The sequence below is a fragment of the Streptomyces sp. 1-11 genome (genome assembly GCF_007176755.1).
GTDB lineage: Bacteria > Actinomycetota > Actinomycetes > Streptomycetales > Streptomycetaceae > Streptomyces.
Genome location: NZ_BJTV01000007.1, coordinates 60,448 through 81,184 on the forward strand (window position 1 = coordinate 60,448; position 20,737 = coordinate 81,184).

At 70.7% G+C, this 20,737-nt stretch carries 22 protein-coding genes and 1 riboswitch; of the genes, 10 read left to right on the plus strand and 12 right to left on the minus strand.

Translation table 11 applies throughout. From position 1 onward, the window contains the following. Positions 1–117: 117 nt before the first annotated feature. Entirely contained in the window at positions 118–552 is a 435-nt protein-coding gene (locus tag TNCT1_RS16575; protein ID WP_143632666.1) for a cupin domain-containing protein, read from the minus strand. Between the two features lie 68 nt (positions 553–620). Continuing rightward, a complete protein-coding gene (locus TNCT1_RS16580; protein ID WP_143632668.1) occupies positions 621–941 on the minus strand; it encodes a carboxymuconolactone decarboxylase family protein in 321 nt (106 codons plus the stop codon). A 228-nt stretch (positions 942–1,169) separates the two neighbouring features. On the opposite strand from TNCT1_RS16580, the gene TNCT1_RS16585 reads away from it, so the two are divergent. Then, positions 1,170–2,057, plus strand: a complete 888-nt coding sequence (locus TNCT1_RS16585; protein ID WP_143632670.1) for a helix-turn-helix transcriptional regulator — start codon at positions 1,170–1,172, stop codon at positions 2,055–2,057. A gap of 66 nt (positions 2,058–2,123) precedes the next feature. On the opposite strand, the gene TNCT1_RS16590 is transcribed toward TNCT1_RS16585, so the two are convergent. Further along, a complete protein-coding gene (locus tag TNCT1_RS16590) occupies positions 2,124–3,083 on the minus strand; it encodes a LysR family transcriptional regulator (RefSeq protein WP_143632672.1) in 960 nt (319 codons plus the stop codon). Positions 3,084–3,239: 156 nt separating this feature from the next. Between TNCT1_RS16590 and TNCT1_RS16595 the strand changes: the two genes are divergently transcribed. The 3 genes from TNCT1_RS16595 to TNCT1_RS16605 all read left to right on the plus strand — a co-directional run bounded on the left by TNCT1_RS16595 (position 3,240) and on the right by TNCT1_RS16605 (position 7,837). Beyond that, entirely contained in the window at positions 3,240–5,621 is a 2,382-nt protein-coding gene (locus TNCT1_RS16595; protein ID WP_143632674.1) for a M4 family metallopeptidase, read from the plus strand. A 225-nt stretch (positions 5,622–5,846) separates the two neighbouring features. After that, a riboswitch (guanidine-III (ykkC-III) riboswitch) is annotated at positions 5,847–5,914 on the plus strand. Positions 5,915–5,926: 12 nt separating this feature from the next. Further along, a complete protein-coding gene (locus TNCT1_RS16600; RefSeq protein WP_143632676.1) occupies positions 5,927–6,805 on the plus strand; it encodes an MBL fold metallo-hydrolase in 879 nt (292 codons plus the stop codon). A gap of 330 nt (positions 6,806–7,135) precedes the next feature. After that, positions 7,136–7,837: a DUF4232 domain-containing protein gene (locus TNCT1_RS16605; protein ID WP_143632678.1), complete on the plus strand. Its 702-nt coding sequence runs from the start codon at positions 7,136–7,138 to the stop codon at positions 7,835–7,837. A gap of 46 nt (positions 7,838–7,883) precedes the next feature. Here the strand turns inward: TNCT1_RS16605 and TNCT1_RS16610 are convergent, their stop codons facing one another. Both TNCT1_RS16610 and TNCT1_RS16615 read right to left on the minus strand, forming a co-directional pair. Beyond that, positions 7,884–8,624, minus strand: a complete 741-nt coding sequence (locus TNCT1_RS16610; protein WP_143632680.1) for a class I SAM-dependent methyltransferase — start codon at positions 8,622–8,624, stop codon at positions 7,884–7,886. Positions 8,625–8,827: 203 nt separating this feature from the next. After that, positions 8,828–10,111, minus strand: a complete 1,284-nt coding sequence (locus tag TNCT1_RS16615; protein ID WP_143632682.1) for an MFS transporter — start codon at positions 10,109–10,111, stop codon at positions 8,828–8,830. Positions 10,112–10,167: 56 nt separating this feature from the next. Between TNCT1_RS16615 and TNCT1_RS16620 the strand changes: the two genes are divergently transcribed. Then, the gene (locus tag TNCT1_RS16620) at positions 10,168–10,521 is read left to right on the plus strand and encodes a MerR family transcriptional regulator (protein ID WP_143632684.1); all 354 of its coding nucleotides are present in this window, start codon (positions 10,168–10,170) and stop codon (positions 10,519–10,521) included. Between the two features lie 92 nt (positions 10,522–10,613). Here the strand turns inward: TNCT1_RS16620 and TNCT1_RS16625 are convergent, their stop codons facing one another. Next, on the minus strand, positions 10,614–10,922 hold the full coding sequence (locus TNCT1_RS16625) for a hypothetical protein (protein ID WP_143632687.1): 309 nt from the start codon (positions 10,920–10,922) through the stop codon (positions 10,614–10,616). 449 nt (positions 10,923–11,371) lie between these two features. Here TNCT1_RS16625 and TNCT1_RS16630 point away from each other — a divergent pair, with 449 nt between their 5' ends. Then, complete coding sequence (locus TNCT1_RS16630) at positions 11,372–12,586, plus strand: MFS transporter (protein WP_143632689.1); 1,215 nt, start codon at positions 11,372–11,374, stop codon at positions 12,584–12,586. Positions 12,587–12,676: 90 nt separating this feature from the next. Here the strand turns inward: TNCT1_RS16630 and TNCT1_RS16635 are convergent, their stop codons facing one another. Beyond that, on the minus strand, positions 12,677–13,555 hold the full coding sequence (locus TNCT1_RS16635) for an NAD(P)H-binding protein (RefSeq protein ID WP_235902638.1): 879 nt from the start codon (positions 13,553–13,555) through the stop codon (positions 12,677–12,679). Positions 13,556–13,618: 63 nt separating this feature from the next. On the opposite strand from TNCT1_RS16635, the gene TNCT1_RS16640 reads away from it, so the two are divergent. After that, positions 13,619–14,215, plus strand: coding sequence for a TetR/AcrR family transcriptional regulator (locus TNCT1_RS16640; protein WP_143632691.1), 597 nt, complete (start codon positions 13,619–13,621; stop codon positions 14,213–14,215). Positions 14,216–14,350: 135 nt separating this feature from the next. Further along, the gene (locus tag TNCT1_RS16645) at positions 14,351–14,641 is read left to right on the plus strand and encodes a hypothetical protein (RefSeq protein ID WP_143632693.1); all 291 of its coding nucleotides are present in this window, start codon (positions 14,351–14,353) and stop codon (positions 14,639–14,641) included. A gap of 396 nt (positions 14,642–15,037) precedes the next feature. On the opposite strand, the gene TNCT1_RS16650 is transcribed toward TNCT1_RS16645, so the two are convergent. Together TNCT1_RS16650 and TNCT1_RS16655 are read right to left on the minus strand one after the other, a co-directional pair. Further along, positions 15,038–15,400 carry a helix-turn-helix transcriptional regulator gene (locus TNCT1_RS16650; RefSeq protein WP_143632695.1) on the minus strand — a complete coding sequence of 121 codons (363 nt, stop codon included), beginning with the start codon at positions 15,398–15,400 and terminating at the stop codon, positions 15,038–15,040. A gap of 192 nt (positions 15,401–15,592) precedes the next feature. Beyond that, positions 15,593–15,967: a hypothetical protein gene (locus tag TNCT1_RS16655; RefSeq protein WP_143632697.1), complete on the minus strand. Its 375-nt coding sequence runs from the start codon at positions 15,965–15,967 to the stop codon at positions 15,593–15,595. 307 nt (positions 15,968–16,274) lie between these two features. Here TNCT1_RS16655 and TNCT1_RS16660 point away from each other — a divergent pair, with 307 nt between their 5' ends. Beyond that, entirely contained in the window at positions 16,275–16,559 is a 285-nt protein-coding gene (locus TNCT1_RS16660) for a cupin domain-containing protein (RefSeq protein WP_143632699.1), read from the plus strand. A gap of 141 nt (positions 16,560–16,700) precedes the next feature. Here TNCT1_RS16660 and TNCT1_RS16665 read toward each other — a convergent pair whose 3' ends face one another. Together TNCT1_RS16665 and TNCT1_RS16670 are read right to left on the minus strand one after the other, a co-directional pair. After that, positions 16,701–17,063, minus strand: coding sequence for an STAS domain-containing protein (locus tag TNCT1_RS16665; RefSeq protein WP_143632702.1), 363 nt, complete (start codon positions 17,061–17,063; stop codon positions 16,701–16,703). A 19-nt stretch (positions 17,064–17,082) separates the two neighbouring features. Beyond that, entirely contained in the window at positions 17,083–18,300 is a 1,218-nt protein-coding gene (locus TNCT1_RS16670) for a PP2C family protein-serine/threonine phosphatase (protein WP_143632704.1), read from the minus strand. A 488-nt stretch (positions 18,301–18,788) separates the two neighbouring features. Here TNCT1_RS16670 and TNCT1_RS16675 point away from each other — a divergent pair, with 488 nt between their 5' ends. Next, positions 18,789–19,916 (plus strand): PP2C family protein-serine/threonine phosphatase, encoded by a 1,128-nt coding sequence (locus TNCT1_RS16675; RefSeq protein WP_143632706.1) that lies wholly within the window; start codon positions 18,789–18,791, stop codon positions 19,914–19,916. A 94-nt stretch (positions 19,917–20,010) separates the two neighbouring features. Here the strand turns inward: TNCT1_RS16675 and gvpJ are convergent, their stop codons facing one another. After that, a complete protein-coding gene (gene gvpJ / locus TNCT1_RS16680) occupies positions 20,011–20,403 on the minus strand; it encodes a gas vesicle protein GvpJ (RefSeq protein WP_143632708.1) in 393 nt (130 codons plus the stop codon). Positions 20,404–20,737 lie beyond the last annotated feature (334 nt).

Sequence of the window (20,737 nt, forward strand, 5' to 3'; positions counted from 1 at the left end):
TGGCTCGCACAATAAACGCGCTCAGGCGCTCACAGAAAACTCGCCAATCGAAGCCGCGTGCCTCTTTTCGGCCATCCTCGCCGCCGCCTGCCGGCGTGCGGGTCTCGTCCAGGACGGTCATGCGTTCGCGCCGTTCGGCGGCAGCCGCCCGTACACCTCGTCGGTGACCGGCTCCAGCCACTCGTTGCTGACGTCCTCGCCCGGCGTGATGAAGGCGACGTGGGAGAACCACGAGTCGGCCTTCGCGCCGTGCCAGTGCTTGGTGCCCGCCGGAACGCGGACCACCGTTCCCGGCTCCATGCTGACGGCATCCTCGCCCTCGGCCTGGTACCAGCCGCTGCCCGCCGTGCACATCAGAATCTGGTCACCGCCGCCGGCCGTGCCGTGGTGGACGTGCCAGTTGTTGCGGCAGCCCGGCTCGAAGGAGACGTTGCTGACGGGGACGCTCCCCGAGGCGAGCGGAGCCAGGTAGCTCTGGCCGGTGAAGTACTGCGCGAAGGAGTCGTTCTTTTCCCCCAGCGGGAAGATCTGGTCGAATTCGTCGGCAGCCATCTCGTTCTCTCCTTTGATCCGATCCGCCCCGCAGACCGTGCGGGGCATCGTTGCGCCTCACGCGGTGCTCAGGCGGAACGCTCTTCCGCGATCTTCTTCAGCTGGGTGACCGCGGTCATGGCGTTGGGCCATCCGGCGTAGAAGGCCAGGTGCGTGATCGCCTCGGACAGCTCCTCCACGGTGAGTCCGTTGTCCAGCGCTACGCCCAGGTGGTAGGGCAGCTGCTCGCTGCGGTACAGGGCGGCCAGCACGCTGACCGTGACCAGGCTGCGGTCCCGCGGAGCGAGCCCCGGGCGCTCCCACACGTCCGCGAACAGCACGTCATCGGTGACCTCGACCAGCTTCGGCGCGATGCCGGCCAGCTCCTGGGGCGCGGACTGCTTCGTCATGACAGACAACTCCTTGATCGAAAGACTGCTCGCCGGCCACACGACTCACTGTGGAGCGAAGCCGAGGATCCGGCAGCCGCCGCTCCGGGTACCCGGGCCGGCTGCCCGGAGCGGGCGCGGCGTGCTGATGTCGAGGAAACCGCAGCTCACAGATGTGGAGAAGGGTCTGCCGTTACAGGTACTGACAGGACCCCCCACGCGGGCAGCGACCGCCCTAGCCTGGAAGGTGTGAGTACCGAGAGTGATGTCCGCGAGTTCCTGGCCTCACGCCGCGCCAAGATCACACCGCAGCGGGCGGGTCTGCCCGCCTACGGCGGCAACCGGCGCGTGCCCGGTCTGCGACGCGAAGAGGTCGCCCTGCTCGCCGGCGTCAGCATCGACTACTACGTCCGCCTGGAACGCGGCCACATCGCCGGCGCCTCCGAGGAAGTCCTGGACGCCGTCGCGAACGCCCTGCAGCTTGACGACGCCGAACGCGCTCACCTTTTCGATCTGGCCCGCGCGGCCGCCAGACGGCCGGCCCGTCGCACCCGCCGCCCCCGCGGGCCGCTGCCCGACAGCGTCCTGCGGGTCCTGCGTTCGATGACCGACTCACCGGCCTTCATCCGCAACGGCCGACTGGACATCCTCGCCACCAACGCCCTCGGCCGCGCCCTGTACGCGCCCTTGTTCCCGAACGCGCAGGCGCGGACGACCAACATCGCCCGCTCACAGTTCCTGCTGCCAGGAGGCCGCGACTTCTTCCCCCAGTGGGAGGAGTCCGTGAACACCACGGTCGCTCTGCTGCGAACGGAAGCCGGACGCGCCCCCCACGACACCGAGCTGACCGGCCTGATCGGTGAACTCGTCACCCGCAGCGAAGAGTTCCGCACCGCCTGGGCCAAGCACAACGTCCGCCTGCACCACACCGGCCGAAAGTCGTTCTGCCACCCCGCCGTCGGAGTCATCACCCTCGACTTCGACGCCATGGAACTCCCCGCCCAGCCAGGGCTCACCCTCACCGCCTACAGCGCCGCCCCCGGCACACCCGACCACGACCTCCTGCGGCTCCTGGTCAACTGCGCCGCCACCGACGCCGGCCGGCTCACCGGAAACCCCGCTTCCCGCAAGGCGTAGGCCCGCTGGACGCAGGCTGCGTGCCGCGCACCCGGGCCGTCTCCCGTCGGTTCCGCTCAGATGCGCTCAGTCGAGGACCGGGTGCAGCTCCGGGCGGGACTCCCACCAGGCGCGGTAGAAGGTGCTGTCGGGGATGCTGTCGAGGTATGCGCGGGCCGCGGCCCGGTACAGCAGGCCGGCACGCTGCTCCGTGACCGCGGCCCGGTTCCAGGCGATCCGAATGCGTTCGGTGAGCGGGTCGCCGGCCAGCGGGCGCAGGACCGTTCCCTCGACATGTGGAGAGGTGGGCTGGCACATGGAGATGGCCCGTCCGGCGGCGATCAGTTCCCAGCGCATCTTGCGGTCGGCGATCCGGTAGCGCAGTTTCGGCGTGAATCCGGCCTGGAGGCAGACGTCGGTCATGGCCTCCGGGCCGCCGTCGTCGTCGTCGGTCAGCGCCGTCCAGGTTTCGCCCGCCAGGTCGGCGAGATCGATCTCCTCCTGCCCGGCCAGGGGGTGGGTGGCCGACAGGCGCACGCAGGCGGGTTCCTTCGGGATGAGGGTGCGGGCCGTCACGCCGTCGGGGAGCGGCACTTCGTGGCCGCCGACCTCTCCATACAGAATCGCGTCGTACTTTCCGGCACTGAGCATGCGGGTCAGCGTGGTCGCCGAGTGCTCGGTGGTGATGTCGATCTCGTGGCCGGGCAGTTCCTCCTCCAAGCGCCCGAACAGCCGGTCCACCAGGACGAGCATGATGCAGCCGAGCCGCAGTGTCGGATGCGGTGCGGCGGCTCGCGTGCCGGCCGCCAGGGCGTCCATCTCGCCGAGCACCCGGCGCGCCACGGACAGCACGAACTCGCCCAGCGGGGTGGGCTCCACGCCGAGCCTGCCGCGCACGAACAGCTCGCCACCCGTGACCTGTTCGATACGGCGTAGCTGCGCGGACAGGGCCGGCTGGGACACCCCGAGCCGAACCGCCGCACGCCCCACGCTGCCCGCTTCCGCTATCGCGCGGACAGCTTCGAGATGCCTCAACTCCAGCTGCATTTCACCAGCATAGGCAGGGGGCGACAGGCGGCCCGGAGGGACCGGGGCGGGCGCTCATAACACCGGTGTTATGGGCAAAGGGATGTCCCCTTCTTGCCATGCCCACGCTCATACTCGGCGCATTCCACCGTCTCCCTTCACGGATCTGGAGCAGAAGTGCACCCCATCAGACTCACGGCCGCCCTCGCGGCGCTCGCGCTGACGGCGGGTGTCGCCGGCACCCTCGCGGGCACCGCGGCTGCCGCCGACCGAGCCACCGCGCACCACCTCAGCCCCGTGCGCGGCGGCGCGCTGGAGGCCAGGCTCAGCCCGGCGCAGCACAAGGCGCTGATCAGCAGCGCCCAGCAGAAGACCGCCGAGACCGCGCGCTCCCTCGGCCTCGGCGCCAAGGAGAAGCTGGTCGTCCGGGACGTCGTCAAGGATGCCGACGGCACGCTGCACACGCGTTACGAACGCACCTACGCCGGGCTGCCCGTGCTCGGCGGCGACCTCGTGGTGCACACCCCGCCGGCCTCCGTGGCCAAGGGCACGGTGAGCACCACGTTCAACAGCAAGCGCACGGTCAAGGTCGCCTCCACCACCGCGACCTTCGCCAAGTCCGCCGCCGAGACCAAGGCCCTGAAGACCGCCAAGGCCCTCGACGCGAAGCAGCCCGCCGCCGACAGCGCCCGCAAGGTGATCTGGGCCGGCGACGGCACCCCGAAGCTCGCCTGGGAGACGGTGGTCAGCGGCCTCCAGGACGACGGCACGCCCAGCCGGCTGCACGTCATCACGGACGCCACCACCGGCAAGGAGCTGTACCGCTACCAGGCCATCGAGACCGGCGTCGGCAGAACCCACTACAGCGGCCAGGTTTCGCTCACCACGACCCAGTCGGGTTCTGCGTACACCCTGACCGACGGCGTACGCGGCGGGCACAAGACGTACAACCTGAACCACGCCACCTCCGGCACCGGCACGCTCTTCTCGCAGACCAGCGACACCTGGGGTGACGGCACCAACTCCACCGCCGCCACGGCCGGCGCGGACGCCGCCTACGGCGCGCAGGAGACCTGGGACTTCTACAAGGACACGTTCGGGCGCAGCGGCATCAAGAACGACGGCAAGGCCGCCTACTCCCGCGTCCACTACGGCAACGCGTACGCCAACGCGTACTGGGACGACAGCTGCTTCTGCATGACCTACGGCGACGGCACCGGGAACAACGACCCGCTGACCTCCCTGGACGTGGCCGGTCACGAGATGAGCCACGGTGTCACCTCCAACACCGCGGGCCTCAACTACAGCGGCGAGTCCGGCGGTCTGAACGAGGCGACCTCCGACATCTTCGGCACGGGCGTGGAGTTCTACGCGAACAACTCCACCGACGTCGGCGACTACCTCATCGGCGAGAAGGTCGACATCCGCGGCGACGGCTCGCCGCTGCGCTACATGGACAAGCCCAGCAAGGACGGCAGTTCCGCCGACAGTTGGTACTCCGGCGTCGGCAACCTGGACGTGCACTACTCCTCGGGCCCGGCGAATCACATGTTCTACCTGCTGTCCGAGGGCAGCGGCACCAAGACGATCAACGGGGTCACCTACAACAGCCCGACCTCCGACGGTGTCGCCGTCGCCGGCATCGGCCGCGACGCCGCCCTGAAGATCTGGTACAAGGCGCTGACGTCGTACATGACGTCCAGCACCAACTACACCGGTGCCCGCACCGCAGCTCTCAACGCGGCTTCCGCGCTGTACGGCACCAACTCCGCCGAGTACGCCGGGGTGGGCAACGCCTTCGCCGGCATCAACGTCGGCAGCCACATCAACCCGCCCAGCAGCGGCGTGACCGTCACCAGCCCGGGCAACCAGTCGTCGGCCGTGGGCACCGCGGTCAGCCTCCAGGTACAGGCGTCCAGCAGCAACAGCGGCGCCCTCACCTACAGCGCCACCGGCCTGCCGGCCGGCCTCTCGATCAACAGCTCCACCGGCCTGATCTCCGGCACGCCCACGACGGCCGGAACGTACAGCGCCACCGTCACGGTCAAGGACGCCACCGGCGCGACCGGCACCGCCGCCTTCACCTGGACCGTCAGCACCAGCGGCGGCGGTTGCTCCTCGACGCAACTACTCGCCAACCCCGGCTTCGAGTCGGGCAACACCGGCTGGACCAACAGCGGCGTCATCAACAACGACACCCGTGAGCCGGCCCACGGCGGCTCCTACACGGCCTGGCTCAACGGCTGGGGCTCCGCGCACACCGACACCCTTTCCCAGACGGTGACGATCCCCGCGGGCTGCAAGGCGACCCTGACCTTCTACCTGCACATCGACACCGCGGAGAGCGGCAGCACCGTGTACGACAAGCTGACGGTGACCGCTGGTTCGAAGACCCTCGCGACGTACTCGAACGCCAACGCGGCCTCCGGGTACAGCCAGAAGTCCTTCGACCTGTCCTCGCTGGCGGGCCAGACGGTCACCCTGAAGTTCACCGGCGTCGAGGACGCCTACCTCGCGACCGACTTCGTCGTGGACGACACCGCCCTGACAACCGGCTGATCACGTCTCGGCGGACATGCCCCGGTCGTGCCGCGAAGACGCGTGCGAATGCGCGAACGTTCTGAGTCACCGCTGACGCGTCACGCGGCACGCGGATCTGGGTCGGCGTGCCCGAAGAGGCCGAACCTGTCACCCACGTGTCGCCTTGGGAGACCGGTGATCAGGGGCTTCAGTCCGGGGTCGGTCGGGCATCCGACCGGCCCCGGTGCGCGTGTTACCGTCGTCGCGGAGGCTCATATGTGCCTGCCCCGGACGAGATGTGCGCCGTACCCGGCCCGCCAAGACGACGCACTCGAGGAGACGTCATGGGTCTCGGCACCTCCCTGATCGACTTCACCGGAGCGACTCCCAGGCCCCGCGCGCTGGATGTCCGGTGGATCCACGGCTCGCCGTCGGCCAAGCACAACACCGACCCGGACATCCAGGTCCACAGCTATGACGAGCACACGTTCATCCTGCGGCAGAACATGGCCATCGACTACGAGGCGCCGTTCCTGTTCCTGCTGTTCGGCAATGAGCAGGCGGTGCTGATCAACACCGGCGCCACCGCGTCCGCCGAGTTCTTCCCTCTCCGCCAGGTGGTCGACGGGCTGATGGAGTCCTGGCTCGCGCGCCACCCTCGACGCGCATACCAACTGCTGGTGCTGCACACCCACCCGCACGGTGATCATGTCGCGGGCGACGGCCAGTTCACCGATCGTCCCGACACCACGGTGGTCAGTGCGGACCCGGCCGCCGCCTGGCCGTTTCTCGGATTCGCCACCGATCCTGATGCCGTGGCGCGGGTCGACCTCGGGGGGCGGGTGCTGGAGTGCCTGGCGACCCCGGGCCACCACGAAGCGGCGGTGACGTTCTACGATCCGTGGACCGGGTTCCTCCTCACCGGTGACACGGTCTATCCCGGCCGGCTCTACATCCAGGACTGGCAGGCATTCATCAGGACGATCGATCGCCTGATCGACTTCTGCGACCACCGGACGGTCACCCATGTGCTCGGCTGCCACATCGAAATGTCCCGGGAACCTGGTGTGGACTATCCGATCCGCACCGTCTATCAGCCCGATGAGCCCCCGCTGCAGATGACCGTCGACCACCTGCGCGAGATCCGCGCAGCGCTTGCGGAGATCGGTGACCGGCCCAGCCGCCGGGCCTTCCCGCTCTTCGTTCTGTGCCCCAGTACATGAGCGGTATGAGACATGAGCGGGTCGCTCGGGCAGACGCCGAACGTGGCTGCCGTCCGGAAGACCAGTCAAGATCCACCGAGTCACGGGTTCGTCCCAGCGGGCGCCGGCCTTCGACGGGTGGAAAGGGGCGCGGCCGGTGGTGGCGCGCGGTCTGTCACGAGGCGTGTAACAGGCATGTACCCAGCGGGCGGTCGGGGGAACGGCTCGCCGTGACTGGCCGGTCCTCTTGGTCAGAAACGCTCGCCGGTACCAACCTCCACCGACTCGTGTGGAGGCGTGCAGGACGGTACCGAGCGGCCGGTCCCCACAACCGATCCGAGGAAAAAGACGATGCGCGTTCACAAGCTCACCCTCGCCGCTCTGGCCGTCGCCGCGAGCCTCTCGCTCACCGCCTGTCAGAGCGACGACGGCGGCACGACGGGACAGAGCGACCCGTCGGCCGCGTCCACCGCTTCCTCCCCGGACGGCGGCAAGGGCGCGGACGGCGGCTCCGGTCAGGGCGGCGGCGCGCAGGACTCCGACAGCGCCGGGAAGGGCTCAGCGGGCGAGAGCGCCTCCGCGCAGGGCACGGCCGCGAGCAGCGGCTCCGGTGCGGCAGGCGGGACCGGCAAGGCCGCCAGGTGCCGTACCGACGAGCTGGAGATCACGGCGGTGGACAGCACCGTCGACGGCGACCCCGACCGCACCGTCGCGGTGACGATGAGGAACCACGGCGGCCACGACTGCACGATCTCGGGGTACGCGGGCGTCGACCTGAAGCTGAAGGAGGGCTCGTTGTCCGCGAAGCGCACGGGGGAGAAGGCCACCTCGGCGGTCCTCAAGAACGGGCAGTCGATCGCCTTCGGCATCCACTACCCGTCCAACGACTCGGGCGGCTCCGGCGTCCGCGTCACGGGGCTGCAGGTGACGCCGCCGAACGAGACCAGGACGGTCACCCTCAAGTGGCCCGGCGCCGCCACGCTGCCCGTCACGGACGACACCGCCTCCCAGGTGACGGTCGGCCCGGTGGGCAGCGCGGGCCAGGGCGGCTGACCGTACACCCGAGGGGCGGCCGTGCCGGCCGACGCTGATGCGGGCCTCACGGTTTGTGGGTCACCCAGAGCAGTTCCGCCGGCCAGCGGTGTGCCCAGTCGGGCGGCTCGGTTTCGTTGTAGCCGTTGGGGGTTCCGGGTTCGGGCCGCGGCTCGATGAGGTCGTCGATGACGAAACCCGCACCGCGCAGGACCCTGACCCAGTCGCCGTAGGTGAGCTGATAGCTGGTCGCGCCGTCGCCTTCGGCGATGGTGTCCAGCCCGAAGTAGTCCTGCTGCAGCGTCGTGGTCACGCGGCCGGCGGCTTCGTCGTAACAGGCTTCGAACCACGGGCTGGCGACGTTGAACACCAGGCGTCCACCGCGGCGCAGGACGCGTGCGGCCTGGGGCACGGCCAGGTGCGGGGGAGCCCAGCTGAGCCCACCGAAGTCGCAGAACACCACGTCGAAGCTGTCGGCGGCGAAGGGGAGTCGTTCGGCGGCGCCTTGCACCAGCGGGTAGCGGGCCGCTCCCATCGCGGTTGCGGCCGCGGTGAGTTGGGCTTCGGACAGGTCGAGCCCGACCACGGTGGCGCCCTCGGCGGCGAGCGCCCTGGACCACTGGCCGGCGCCGCAGCCGAGTTCCAGGACGCGCTTGCCGGTGACGTCGCCCAGGGCGTGCAGGTGGGCGTCGGGGATGGAGTACATGCCCCACAGTCGGGGTGCGGCGCCTATTTGCGGGTCGTGCTTGTGCTGGTAGTCGCTGCTGATCCGGTTCCAGAGCCGCCGGTTGGCGGGGATGCTGTCCACGCGCCGACTCCAGCACTGCCTGCTAGGACCGGTCAACACGATTAGGGCGCTGCCCGGCCCCGGATGGGAAGCGACCTGCAGGTGGTCAATGTGCACGTGGCTAACGTGTACCGCCGCGGGCGTGGCCGATTCGTTCAGGCGGGTCTGCCCGGAGCGCCGCCGAACCGGTGGTCGCTTCGGGATGCGTCGAATTCACCGCCCGCTCAGGTGGTTCGGCGGGTCGGCGGCAGCTCCTGTGCGGGTGCCGGAGTGTTTCCGCGCCTGCGGGCGGAGGCCGACGCGGAGACCTCGTCACCGACGTCACCCCGGACAGCCTTGGACGCATCTGCGGTGCGGGACGGCCGACTTGACCTGAGCAGGGCGAGCGGGGCGAGCGCGAGGGCGGCGACTGCCGCGGCGACCAGGGGCAGGAGGGTGAGCGAAGCGAAGGTGGAGAGGAGACTCCCGAGACCGGCGCCGACGCCGATGCCCAGGTTGAGGACCGTGACGAGGATGCTGCCCGCGGTGTTGCGGAATCCTCCGGAGGCCACCCGCATCACGTGGGCCTGGAGCACGACGGGGAGCACCCCGATCAGCGCGCCCCACAACGTCACCATGACGACGTAGACGTCAGGACCGCTGCGCAGCCCCATTCCGGCGAGGGACGCGGCCAGCGCGAGCGCGGTGACCGGCAGCGCGGAGGCGGCCCAGCGATCGCTGATCCGACCCGCCACGAGGACCCCGGCGAGACCACCGATCCCACTCGCGAGCAGCACCCCCGGCATCGAGTCCGCGCCGATCCCGGCGACTGCGTCGCTGACAGGCACCACGAAGGTGAACACGGCGTAGTAACCGACCAGGGAGAAGAAGCCACCACCAGCCACCAGGAGCACCGACCGGGCCGACCGGTCCCATCGCTCGGCCTCTGGCCGGGCCGACCCGCGGTCGATTCCCGGCACCAGGACCGCGATCGCGGCCGTGCAGGCGATGCAGGCGACAGCGAGTGCGGCGAAGGTCACCCGCCAGCCGACCCGGTGTGCCACCTCGGTTCCGACGGGCAGGCCGACAAGGCCCGCGAGAGTGGGCCCGGCCAGGACGATCGACAGAGCACGCCCGACCCGGTCGGGAGTGACCAGCGAGGCGGCGTAGGAGACCACCACGGCCCAGAACAGGCCGTGGGCGGACGCCGCGACCATCCTCGCGGCCAGTGCCGCGCCGTACGTCGGCGCCAGCGCTGTCAGGAGGTTCGCGGCCGCCATGACGAGAAGACTGGCGAGCACCACCGACTTGCGCGGCCAGCGCATGGTCAGGCGCACCAGCGGGATGCTCGTCAGGGCGATCGTGCCTGCCCACCCGGTCACCAGCAGGCCGGCAGTCGCCCCGGAAACCGAGAGCGAGGAGCTCAGGGAATCCAGGACGCCCGTCGGCATCATCTCCGCGCTCACAGTCGTGAAGGTCGCGGCGCTGAGCGCCAGCAGCGGCACGAGGAAGCTGTTTGATCTGGTCATGCCCGCGAACTTAGACTTTGACGTCAATGTCAATGTCAAGCCCGATGAGGTCGGCCATGAAGATCGGTGAGCTGGCGAAACGCGCGGGGACCTCTACGCGGATGCTGCGCTACTACGAGGCGCAGGGCCTTCTGCGCTCCGAGCGAGGCGCGAACGGCTACCGCTACTTCCAGGAAAGCGACATCGAGCGTGCCCGGACCATCGCGAGTCTGATCCGGTCAGGACTGCCGACCAGGCTGATCCAGGTCCTGCTCTCCGCCCAGGACCGGCCTGACGACTGGACCGACGCGTGCGATCATCAGTTCGCCGCGCTTCTGCGCGCCGAGTTGAGCGCCCTGGACGACAAGATCGCCTGCCTGTCCCGAAGCCGAACCGCTGTGAACGCCTACCTGGAACGCGCCGCCGGCTAGGACCTTCCGCACTCGAGGTCTCCGAGCGCTCTGCATGCAGCCCGAAACCGAGGGCGCCACCGTCCAGGACACCTGCAGACAGGCCCCGGCTGTCACCCCTGGCCGGCGGCCTCACGGATCAGCGGCTCGAACTCACGCCGCACGTAGGCGTCGAACGGCTTCGTCAGCGCGCCGTCGATCACCCGCCGCACCCGGTGCTTCCCCGCGAAGTCCTTGAGCGCGGCGCGGGAGTCCTGCTCCACGCCCCCTCCGATGATCAGAACCTCGAACTCCTCGGTCTCCAGAAGTTCACGGGCCTCCTCGTCCGTACTCACCCCCTCCGCGTCGAAGCCGTCCGCACGCAGCGTGGCCAGCACCTCCGTCACCCTGGCGGGCGTCCTTCCCAGCACCAGCGTCCTCATGACCGCTCCTCTCCGGTACGTCGACATCTGCACTCCCGAACCTAGAAGCTCAAGCAGACTTGAGGTCAACCCCGCACCGAGCGGCTGTTCCCGTCCTCATGACAGCGACTACCGCGGCTTGTGGGCCTCGAAAGCTCCTCGGGCAGGCCTGGCGTGTCCGGACGGCGCCCCTGGCGGTTGGTGTCCGAGTCCCCGCGGCTATCCTTGCTCACCGGTCAGGGCCGACCGTACCGCCAGGGTGTACGCGCCCGGTCCCGACGCTGCACATCGCCGGGCGATCTTGGAATGGATCCCTCCGCTCCGTTGCTGCATCCCCAGTGGGCTGACCCTATCCCCAGGGCGTTTCGGGTCAGGACGACCGACGCGACCGGGCGGGGAAACCGCGGACGAGTCCGCACCGCCCTGCTCCTGGCCCCCGGCCCGTCGTCTTCGAAAGGTTCTCCTGCACCATGCCCCTGGCTCTGCTGGCCCTGGCTGTTGTCGCCTTCGGCATCGGCACGACCGAGTTCGCCACCATGGGGCTGCTGCCCCAGATCGCCGACGGAATCGGTGTGTCCGTACCGCACGCCGGCAACGTCGTGTCGGCGTACGCACTCGGCGTCGTCGTCGGCGCTCCGCTGCTGACGGGTATATGCGCGCGCGTCCCGCACAAGCGGTTGCTGCTGCTCCTGACCGGCCTGTTCGTGATCGGCAACACGGCGTCGGCCCTCGCCCCCGACTTCGGCACGCTGTTCGCCGCCCGTTTCCTGGCGGGTCTGCCGCACGGCGCGCTGTTCGGCGTCGGCGCCGTCGTCGCCTCCCGGCTGGTCGCCGCGGACCGGGCAGCCCGCGCCGTCTCGAAGATGTTCCTCGGACTCACCATCGCCAACATCGTCGGGGTTCCGGCCGCCACGGCCCTCGGGCAGCATCTGGGCTGGCGCTCCGCCTACGGCGCGGTCGCCGTCATCGGTCTCTTCGCGCTGGCCGCGCTGGCCGCCTTCGTCCCGCACCAGCCGCGCGGGGATCAGTCCGGCATCCGGCACGAGCTCCGGGCCATGGGCAACAAGCAGGTCGTCATCGGTCTGGCCACGGCCGTCGTGGGCTTCGGCGGCTTCTTCGCCGTGTACAGCTACCTGGTCCCGATGCTCACGCACCTGACCGGTATCGCCGACGCGTCTACGACCTGGGTGCTCGCCCTGTACGGCGTCGGCATGACACTGGGAACCCTGATCGCCGGACCGCTCACCGACCGCGCACTGCGCCCCACGATGTACTGGGGGCTCATCCTGCTGGCCGCTGCCCTGGTCACGTTCTTCTTCGCGGTCCACAGCACCGTCCCCGCCCTGGTGACGATCACGTTCATCGGCGCGATGGGCTCCCTCATCACCACCCCCGTGCAGATGCTGCTCATGGCCAAGGCCAAGAACGCCCCGACGATGGCGGCCGCCTCCAACCACTCGGCCTTCAATCTGGCCAACGCGGGTGGCGCCTGGCTCGGCGGCCTGGTCATCTCGGCCGGCTGGGGCTGGGCCGCGCCCAACCTGGTCGGCGCGGCGCTCGCCGTGGCCGGTCTGGGCCTCGCCTTCACGGGCGGTGCCATGGACCGCGGGCGACGGGGCTCCAAAGTGATCACGCAGGCGTCGCCGGCGGCCGAGCGGGAGACACCGGTCCCCGCCACGGACTGACGGGATCCGACGTCCCCGGCGGGGCGTCGCGTGCGGCAGGCCCCTGGGGCGGCGGCTGAGGGCCGCGACCTGGGGCGCCCGTTGACCAGGTTATGAGCCCCGCGTGAACGCGCCGGCGTGGTCGACGGCCCACTGGCGAAACGTTCGCGGCGGCGTCCCGAGGATGTCGGTCACCGCGGTGCTGATGTACGCGGGCTGTCCGACCGCCGACCTCCACGCGGCGAGGAGCATCTCGGCGGCCGCGCTGGGCGCCGTACCCTCCGACAGCCTTCGGAACTCGTCCGGCGTCATCTCCTCGAATGTGATCCGGCGCCCCAGGGCGTCACCGATGATGTCCACCTGTGCGGCCTGGGTCAGCGACTCGGCGCCCGTGAGGACGTAGTCGCCGCCCGCGTATCCGTCCTGATGGAGCGTGCGTGCCGCGACGGCTGCGAGGTCGCGGTCGTCGACCGGCGCCGACTCGGCGGCTCCGTAGGGCCACCGGACGACTTCGCCGGCCCGGATCGCGGGCGCCCACCAGGCCAGCGAGTTCGACGCGAACATCCCCGGCCGGAGGATCGTGGACTCCAGGCCGGTGGCCGCGATGAGCCGCTCGATTCCGGCGTGCAGCACCGCCATGGGATTGGGCTGCTGGAAGAAGGGGTGCGGCGTCCGGTGCGGGGAGGAGAGGAAGACGACCCGCCGCACGTGGGCCGCGAGCCGCTCGACCACTGCCTCGGCGGTCCGAGGCGGGGCGGTCCAGACGAGGAGGACCGCACCGGCGCCGCTCAATGCCGGGTCCAGCGACTCGGGCACGGTGAGGTCGCCGGTGAAGACCTCGACCTTCGCCGGCAGCGTCGCCGCTGCCTCAGGGTGACGGGTGAGGGCGCGGACCGGAATGCCCGCGTCGAGGAGCTGATGCACGACCAGGCGGCCGACCCGGCCCGTCGCCCCGGTGACGAGCACGGGAGGAGTGTCTGTCTGCTTCATGCCGCCCATGAAAACGTTACTCGGTTAAAAAAGCAACCCGGTTACGAATGTTACGGTGGTCAGATGAGTGAGCCGACGGGACTGCGGGCCCGCAAGAAGGAGCGGACGCGCGACGCCATCGGCGACGCGGCCGTCTCGCTGTTCCTGGAGCGCGGCTTCGACCAGGTCTCGGTCAACGACATCGCCGCAGCGGCGGAGATCTCCAAGCCGACGCTCTTCCGCTACTTCCCGACCAAGGAAGATCTGGTGCTGTACCGATTCGCGGACCACCAGGGCGAGGCGGCACGCGTCGTCCGCGACCGCGGGCCGGGCATCGAGCCGGTGACCGCGCTGCACCGGCACTTCCGGGCCGGCCTCGATCGGTGGGACCCCGTCACCGGCCTCAGCGATCACCCCGAGGTGGTGGCGTTCCACCGCTTGGTGTTCACGACATCGAGCCTGGCGGGACGGCTGACGCGCTACCAGCTCGAGGACGAGGAGGCACTGGCGGACGCCCTCGGCGAAGGGATCCGGGCACGCCTGCTGGCGGCCCAGATCCTCGCGGTCCAGCGGGTGCTCGCCCGGACCAACTGGCAGAAGATCGCCGACGGTCGCACCGCACTCGACGTCCACCCCGAGGCCGTGGCCGACGCCGACCAGGCGTTCAGGCACCTGCAGTGACAGGCGACGCCGCCCGAGTCCCTGCGGAGCGAAGTGAGTTGGAGAAGGACGCCTGGCGGCGACGGCACGGGTGCGGGCGACGGCTGGGACGATTTGTGGACCGCTGAACGGCGTCCGGCGGGGTACACGGCCGGCATGGCATCGACGACCGATCTCATGTCCCTGCGGGCCGTGCGGCAACTGCGCCGGATCCGAGCCTTCTACGCGGTGGGCGCCCTGCTGTGGGCCGCCTCGACCGCCTGGACGGCCTGGCACTCTCCCGGGAGCCGGCAGATGTGGGTATCCGCCCTCCTCCTCATCATCTTCACGGGCCTCCTGGCCGCGGCCGCCCTGTGGCTTCAGCGCTGTCAGGCGGCAGCCCCGGCCCGCCCCGTGCATCACGCGGCGTCGTCGAAGGCGAGCGGACCGCGCCACGCGCACGCCTGATCCGGAGGCGCGGGAGAGCGCGGAGGGATCCGGCGTCCGGTCCGCGTCCGAGGCGCCCTCGGCCGTTTCACCTGACATCCGACCAGCTTCGTCCGCCCACGACCCAGGTCGTGGGCGGACGCGCGTACGGTCGGCCCTGCCGGAGCGGGCACAGGCGGCGGGCCGGCGTCAGCGCGCTCCGTAGCGGCTGCGCAGGGCGGTGGTCGCGAAGAAGCCCGTCGCGGCGGCGGTCATGAGGGCGCACAGGGAGAGGAAGAAGGTGTTGCGGTGCATCGGCCGGCCTTTCTCGCATCGGACTTGGCTGCCCTGAACAACGCCCAGGGGCGCGCTTTCGGCTCGTCCGCGCCGCACGGACAACCCGCATGGACGCGTCCGGCGGGTGCCCGGCGCCTGCTGTCAGCCCTGCGCCGCCGTCGTCCGCGGCGGGGCGGTCTCGCTCTGCTGCAGTTCGGCCAGGAGCTGGTTGCGTCCGGCCAGAAGCTCGGTGAGGATCCGGCGGGCCGCGCGCAGGAGTTCGGCCACGTCGCCACCGGCGAGCGCGTACGTGACCGTGGAGCCCTCCCGTACGGACACGACGATGCCCGCGCGGCGCAGCACGGCGAGTTGCTGCGAGAGGCTGGACGGCTCGATCTCGATGTCCGCGAGCAGGTCCCGCACCGGGACCGGGCCGTGCTGCAGCAGTTCCAGCACTCTGATGCGCGTGGGATGCCCGAGCATTCGGAAGAACTCCGCTTTGGCTTGGTAGAGGGGGACCTGCATGGCGTTCTTCCTGCCTGTCTGGTGGCTTCTCATGGCGCGGCGGTGCCCCGGCGGCACCGCCGCGCCATGAGCCTGCCTCTGCATCTTTCTCGGTCCGGGCGACTGCTGTTCATGAATTGTCGTCCTCTCCATGTGATGGCTTGAAGAAGTCTTCAATTCGTGGGCGTGCGTCGGCCCGGCCCGAAGGGCCGGCTACACCTCGAGCTGCGTCTCGATCCGTTTGAGCTGGTGGCGTGCCATGGCCAGGTTCGAGCGGGCTTTGTCGATCACGAGGTAGAGGAACAGACCGTTCCCGTCCCGGCCGGTCACCGGCCGGATGAGGTGGTACTGGCCGTCCAGCGTGATCAGGATGTCCTCGATCCGGCTCTTGAGGCCGAGAAGCTCCATGGTGCGCACCTTGGCGCGGATCACGTCCGTGTTCCCGGCCGCGGCGACCGTCAGGTCCAGGTCCTTGCCCCCGCCCAGGGTGCCCAGGGCCATTCCGCTGGTGTAGTCGACGACGGCCGCCCCCAGGGCCCCCTCGATCCCGGTCACCATTTCCTTCAACGCCACTTCCACGGTCGCCATCGGCGCCCTCCCCTTGGTCGATCGGCTGCGGCCGCTCCGTTTCCGGGACCGCCTGTGAACGCACCGTATGCGCGCCGGATCGCGCCGGGACGAGCCTGATCGGGAAAGACCTCAGATGATCGGCAAGTGCTCTTGTCTGGTTATCCGTCGATCGGTTATGCCAAGTCGCCGTCGCCCGGGATCAAGGCACCGCGGGCCGGAGCGGCCGGGCGGCACAGAGCGAGGAACCCGGCGACTAGCCTGCTCACCTGGGGTGCTGCCGCCGTCGGGCTCGCGGCACCCGTGCCCGTCGACGAGGAGAGCGCCCATGACCACCACGGCCCGCGCGAGCGTGCAGCACGAGGACGAGCGGGTGCGCGTCACCCGCTGGGACTTCGAACCCGGACAGAGCACCGGCCGCCACGTCCACGAGTACGACTACGTGGTCGTCCCCGTCACCGACGGGCGCACCGACGTCATCGGTCCCGACGGCACGGTGACCCCCTCGCGACTCAGGGCGGGCGAGTCCTACGCCCGCCCGGCGGGCGGCGAACACGAGGTCGTCAACGCGGGCTCCTCCGCGCTGGCCTTCGTCGAGATCGAGCTGAAGTAGGCGGGCGCGGTGACGCCTTCGCCGGGAACCGCCTCATGGGTGCCCGGCCGTGGGCGGGCGCGGTGACGCCTCCGCCGAGCACTGCCTGTGCACTGCCTGACGGGTGCCCGGCCGTGCTCGCCGCCGGCCGTCGGCCCGTGGTCAGGCCAGGGCCGCGGCGACGGTGGGGAAGGCGGGCAGGACCTGGTCTATCCCCGTGGTGGACAGCATGCGGTGCACGGTGGTGCTCGGCGCGATCAGCGCGAGGCGGGCGTGGGCCCGGGTGGCGGCGTGATGCGCGGCGACGAGGCTGTTCAGGCCGGAGGAGTCGAGCAGGGCCGTGGGTCCGAGGTCCACCAGCACGGCGACCGCCTTCGCCGCGAGGGCGTGGTGGATGACCGCGTCGAGCTGGTCCGCGGTGCGGTGGTCGAGATCACCGGCCACCTCGATGACGTACGTCGCCGGGGCCGCCTGGTGCACGCGCAGCGTCAGACCCGTGCGGTGGGGAGCGGGGTGCTGTGTCATGGCTGTCGCTTGCCGATCGTCAGGGGGTGAGTCTGTGCTGGTGCCCGGCGCGCCATTCGGCCAGCAGGACGGTGGCGTCGTCGTCGAGGCGGCCGGAGTGGTGGTCGAGGATGGCGCGCATCAGCCGGCGCAGGGTCTCGTGCAGGGTCTGCTGCGCGGAGTGGTGGCGCACGACGTAGTCGACGAACCGGTCGCGCCCGAACTCCCGGCCCTGGGCGTCGCGGGCTTCGACGATGCCGTCGGTGTACAGCAGCAGACGGTCGCCGGGCTCGAGCTGGTGGTGGCACTCGGTGAGGGGCAGGCCGAGGTCGGTGCCCATCGGTCCGGCGGGCGGACAGCCCAGCTGGATCACACGGCGCCGGCCGCGGATCAGGAGCGGCAGCGGGTGGCCCCGGTTCACCCAGGTCAGCAGCCCGGTGTCCAGGTCGAGCTCGGCCATGACGCCGGTCACGTAACGGCTGCTGCCCAGCTGCTGGGCCAGTACGCGCTCGACGGCCCGGCTGGTCTCGGCGAGGGACGCGCCTTGGCGGCGGGCGTTGCGGCAGGCGGCCAGCGCCAGGTTCGCCGTGATGCCCGCCTTGATGTCGTGGCCCATCGCGTCGAACACCGTCAGGTGCGCGGTGTGGCCGGCGATGGCGTAGTCGAAGGCGTCACCGCCCACCTGGTAGGCGGGCTCGACCAGCCCGCCGACGGTGATGTCGTGCCCGGCGAAGGCAGGTGGCGGCATCAGGTTCCACTGCATCTCGGCGGCCACGTTCATGGTGCTGGTGCGCACCCGGCGGGCGAAGGAGTCACTGTATGACCGCTTGCTCAACAGCAGCAGCGCCGTCACCGACGCCAGATGCCTCAGCAGCTGCCGCGCCGCCTCCTCGTCACCGTCGACGTCCGCGCGCAGCACGCCGAGGCGTTCCACGCCGTCGGTCACCGGAGCCCACCACCGGCGCCTGCCCGATCCGTCGTGCGCCGACTCGGCCTGCAGATCGACCCGCTGATAGGCCCGCCCGGGAAGTGTGCCCTCGACGGGGACCTCGTCGCCGCCGGCCCCCGCGTCCATCCCGCGCCCGGTGATCTGCCGCAGCACCGTCTCCTGGATGTCGACGCAGAACAGTGCCACGTCCGTGACACCGAGGCGGGCCGCATGGTCGGCGATGAGCCCGGGCAACTGCTCGAGGGTCGCGGTGTGACTCGCCTCGATCAGGTGCAGCAGGACGCCCTCGTCGCCTACGGACCAGGACATCGTCGTTCCTCAGCCGGTACATGGACCGGGCGGAGCCGGTCCGGTGCGCACGAGCCCCCGACGGGCCGCGGCGGCGCCGGCGTCGCGCCGCACCGTCGGCACCCGCCCGGCCCCGGCGACGTCGTGCCTGGCCGCCGTGCCCGGGCCGCACCGTTGCCGGCACGGGCGGCGGCAAGGGCGTCGGGCCGGTCCGCCCGGCTCCGCGGCACCGCGGGGTCCGCCTCCGCCGTCGCGGCACTCCCCGTCCGGCCGGGACACCGCAGGCGGCCCGGTACCCGCAGCCGTGCTCTTCGAGTCACGACTTCCATCATGGCCGCTCGGCCCGGGCACCGCGCGCAGGGACGAGACGGAGAAGGAGGCCCGAACGGACGCGGCCGCCCTCCCGCGTGAGCCGGCCCGGGGCTCCGGGCCGGCGCGGATGTCGCCCGGCCAGGCGGGCGCGTGCCGTGCGGCGGAGGTACAGCGCCGGAGGTACAACGGTACGTGTGATGTCGAGGCGCGCGTCGGTGGACCGTCTCCTCGGGCAGCCGCCGGGTTACGGGCTGGTCGTGGTACCCCTCGCCCTGATCCTCGTGATCACGGTGGTGGACCTCCGTTCGCCCCAGGACGTCCACCTGGGCCCGTTCCTGGTGATCGCGCCGGCCCTCACCGCCTCGCTGGCCGGTCCTCGGCCGACGGCGCTGGTCGGGGTGCTGGCCGTGGCCGCGCAGACGCTCATCGCCGTCTTCCACGGCGGGCTGACCACACTCAACCACCTCGCACAGCTCACCGCGCTCATCCTGCTCTCGGCGCTGGTGGTCTTCGTCTCGCAGGTGCGCGACCGGCGCAGCCGGGAGCTGATCCGGGCGAGATCCGTGGCCGAGACAGCCCAGCTCGTGCTGCTGCGGCCGCCGCCCCGCCGGATGGGACCGCTGCGGGTGGCCTGGATGTACCTGGCCGCCGAGGACGAGACCCGTATCGGAGGAGACCTCTTCGCGATCGCGCGCACCGACCACCCGGGCAACCGCGTGATCATCGGGGACGTACGGGGCAAGGGGCTGACCGCCATCGGCGAAGCGTCCATGCTGCTGGGCGCCTTCCGCGAGTGCGCTCACCAGTACGCCACGCTGCCGGAACTCGCCGCGGCCCTGGAGGCGAGCGTGTGCCGGTACCTGGCGGAGTCGGCGGAGACCGAGCAGGACGCGGACGAGCACTTCATCACCGCCCTGCTGCTCGACATCCCCGACGAGGGCTCACAGGTGGAGATGATCAACTGTGGTCACCCGCCGCCGCTGCTGCTCCACGACCATCACCTCACGGTCCTGCACCCGCGGCACCCCGTACCCCCTCTGGGCATGTGCGCGCTGTCCGCCGCCCGCCACCGGGCCGACCCGTTCACCTTCGAGGCCGGCGACACGCTGATGCTCTACACGGACGGCGTCGTCGAAGCCCGCTCGCCCGCCGGCGACTTCTATCCGCTCACCGAGCGCGCCGCCCTGGCCAACCACTCCAGCCCGGAGTCTTTGCTGCGCCACGTCCACAGCGACCTCGTCCGGCACGTCGGCCATGAGCCCAGCGACGACGCCGCCCTCCTGGCGATCGAGCGCTGCGCGGGCCAACAGCACCGCCGCGGGTGAGCGACGAACCGCGGGCGGTGGTGGACCGAACCGGCCAAGTCGGCCAAGTCAGACGAGTCGGAAGAGTCGACTAGTCGCCGAGTCGACCGTGGAGTCAATCGCCGCTGGCGCGCCCGATCCGCTCGCCCTCACGCTTCGCACCCTCGACGTGTGCCCGCTCGGCGTCCTGCCTCGTCTCCGCGGCGCCGGACAGGGCGCCCTCGGGCCCGCCTCGGGCGCCGGACTCGGTGAGCTGACCCGTGACGTCCGTGAGCCCGGCCGGCCGCTGCGGCCCCGCTTCCAGGTCGAGGCGGTTGCACGCGTCGGCGAAGCGAAGGTAGGTGTCGACACTGGCGACCACGACCCGCACGTCGAGCTTGAGTATCTCGATGCCGACGAGCGAGACCCGGGCGAACGCGTCGATGATCAGTCCGCGGTCGAGCACGAGATCCAGCACATCGTAGAGACCGCTGGATCCGCCGCCGCTCTGCTGTGTCGCCACGGTCATCGCGACCAACCCCTTGTCACCCGTCTCCGCGTGGCCGCCGGCGGCCACGCCGGTTCCGCTGCGCTGAAGCCTTACGGGTGCGGGTAGCCACCGCCCGCCACGACCAAACCGCTCACACCGTCCACCGAACGTGGAGGGTCTCCGTCCGTTTCGCGCCGCTCGGCGCATCCGAAAGGCCGGCGCACCGGGAAGGGGGGCTGAGGGATCGGGCCGCGTGCCCGTTCGAGCGCCCGCCTGTATGAGGGATCCGGGAGGCGGTGCGCTCCCGGGCCCCGACCGGCGGTGCGGGGCCCGGTCCGACCCTGCGCGGACCTCTCGACGGTCTTGTCGAAAT

Coding starts and splice junctions, on each gene's coding strand:
- TNCT1_RS16575 (WP_143632666.1), bottom strand. CDS start 552: ATGGCTGCCGACGAATTCGACCAGATCTTCCCGCTGGGGGAAAAGAAC.
- TNCT1_RS16580 (WP_143632668.1), bottom strand. CDS start 941: ATGACGAAGCAGTCCGCGCCCCAGGAGCTGGCCGGCATCGCGCCGAAG.
- TNCT1_RS16590 (WP_143632672.1), bottom strand. CDS start 3,083: ATGCAGCTGGAGTTGAGGCATCTCGAAGCTGTCCGCGCGATAGCGGAA.
- TNCT1_RS16600 (WP_143632676.1), top strand. CDS start 5,927: ATGGGTCTCGGCACCTCCCTGATCGACTTCACCGGAGCGACTCCCAGG.
- TNCT1_RS16605 (WP_143632678.1), top strand. CDS start 7,136: ATGCGCGTTCACAAGCTCACCCTCGCCGCTCTGGCCGTCGCCGCGAGC.
- TNCT1_RS16615 (WP_143632682.1), bottom strand. CDS start 10,111: ATGACCAGATCAAACAGCTTCCTCGTGCCGCTGCTGGCGCTCAGCGCC.
- TNCT1_RS16620 (WP_143632684.1), top strand. CDS start 10,168: ATGAAGATCGGTGAGCTGGCGAAACGCGCGGGGACCTCTACGCGGATG.
- TNCT1_RS16625 (WP_143632687.1), bottom strand. CDS start 10,922: ATGAGGACGCTGGTGCTGGGAAGGACGCCCGCCAGGGTGACGGAGGTG.
- TNCT1_RS16630 (WP_143632689.1), top strand. CDS start 11,372: ATGCCCCTGGCTCTGCTGGCCCTGGCTGTTGTCGCCTTCGGCATCGGC.
- TNCT1_RS16635 (WP_235902638.1), bottom strand. CDS start 13,555: ATGAAGCAGACAGACACTCCTCCCGTGCTCGTCACCGGGGCGACGGGC.
- TNCT1_RS16640 (WP_143632691.1), top strand. CDS start 13,619: ATGAGTGAGCCGACGGGACTGCGGGCCCGCAAGAAGGAGCGGACGCGC.
- TNCT1_RS16645 (WP_143632693.1), top strand. CDS start 14,351: ATGGCATCGACGACCGATCTCATGTCCCTGCGGGCCGTGCGGCAACTG.
- TNCT1_RS16650 (WP_143632695.1), bottom strand. CDS start 15,400: ATGCAGGTCCCCCTCTACCAAGCCAAAGCGGAGTTCTTCCGAATGCTC.
- TNCT1_RS16655 (WP_143632697.1), bottom strand. CDS start 15,967: ATGGCGACCGTGGAAGTGGCGTTGAAGGAAATGGTGACCGGGATCGAG.
- TNCT1_RS16660 (WP_143632699.1), top strand. CDS start 16,275: ATGACCACCACGGCCCGCGCGAGCGTGCAGCACGAGGACGAGCGGGTG.
- TNCT1_RS16665 (WP_143632702.1), bottom strand. CDS start 17,063: ATGACACAGCACCCCGCTCCCCACCGCACGGGTCTGACGCTGCGCGTG.
- TNCT1_RS16670 (WP_143632704.1), bottom strand. CDS start 18,300: ATGTCCTGGTCCGTAGGCGACGAGGGCGTCCTGCTGCACCTGATCGAG.
- TNCT1_RS16675 (WP_143632706.1), top strand. CDS start 18,789: ATGTCGAGGCGCGCGTCGGTGGACCGTCTCCTCGGGCAGCCGCCGGGT.
- gvpJ (WP_143632708.1), bottom strand. CDS start 20,403: ATGACCGTGGCGACACAGCAGAGCGGCGGCGGATCCAGCGGTCTCTAC.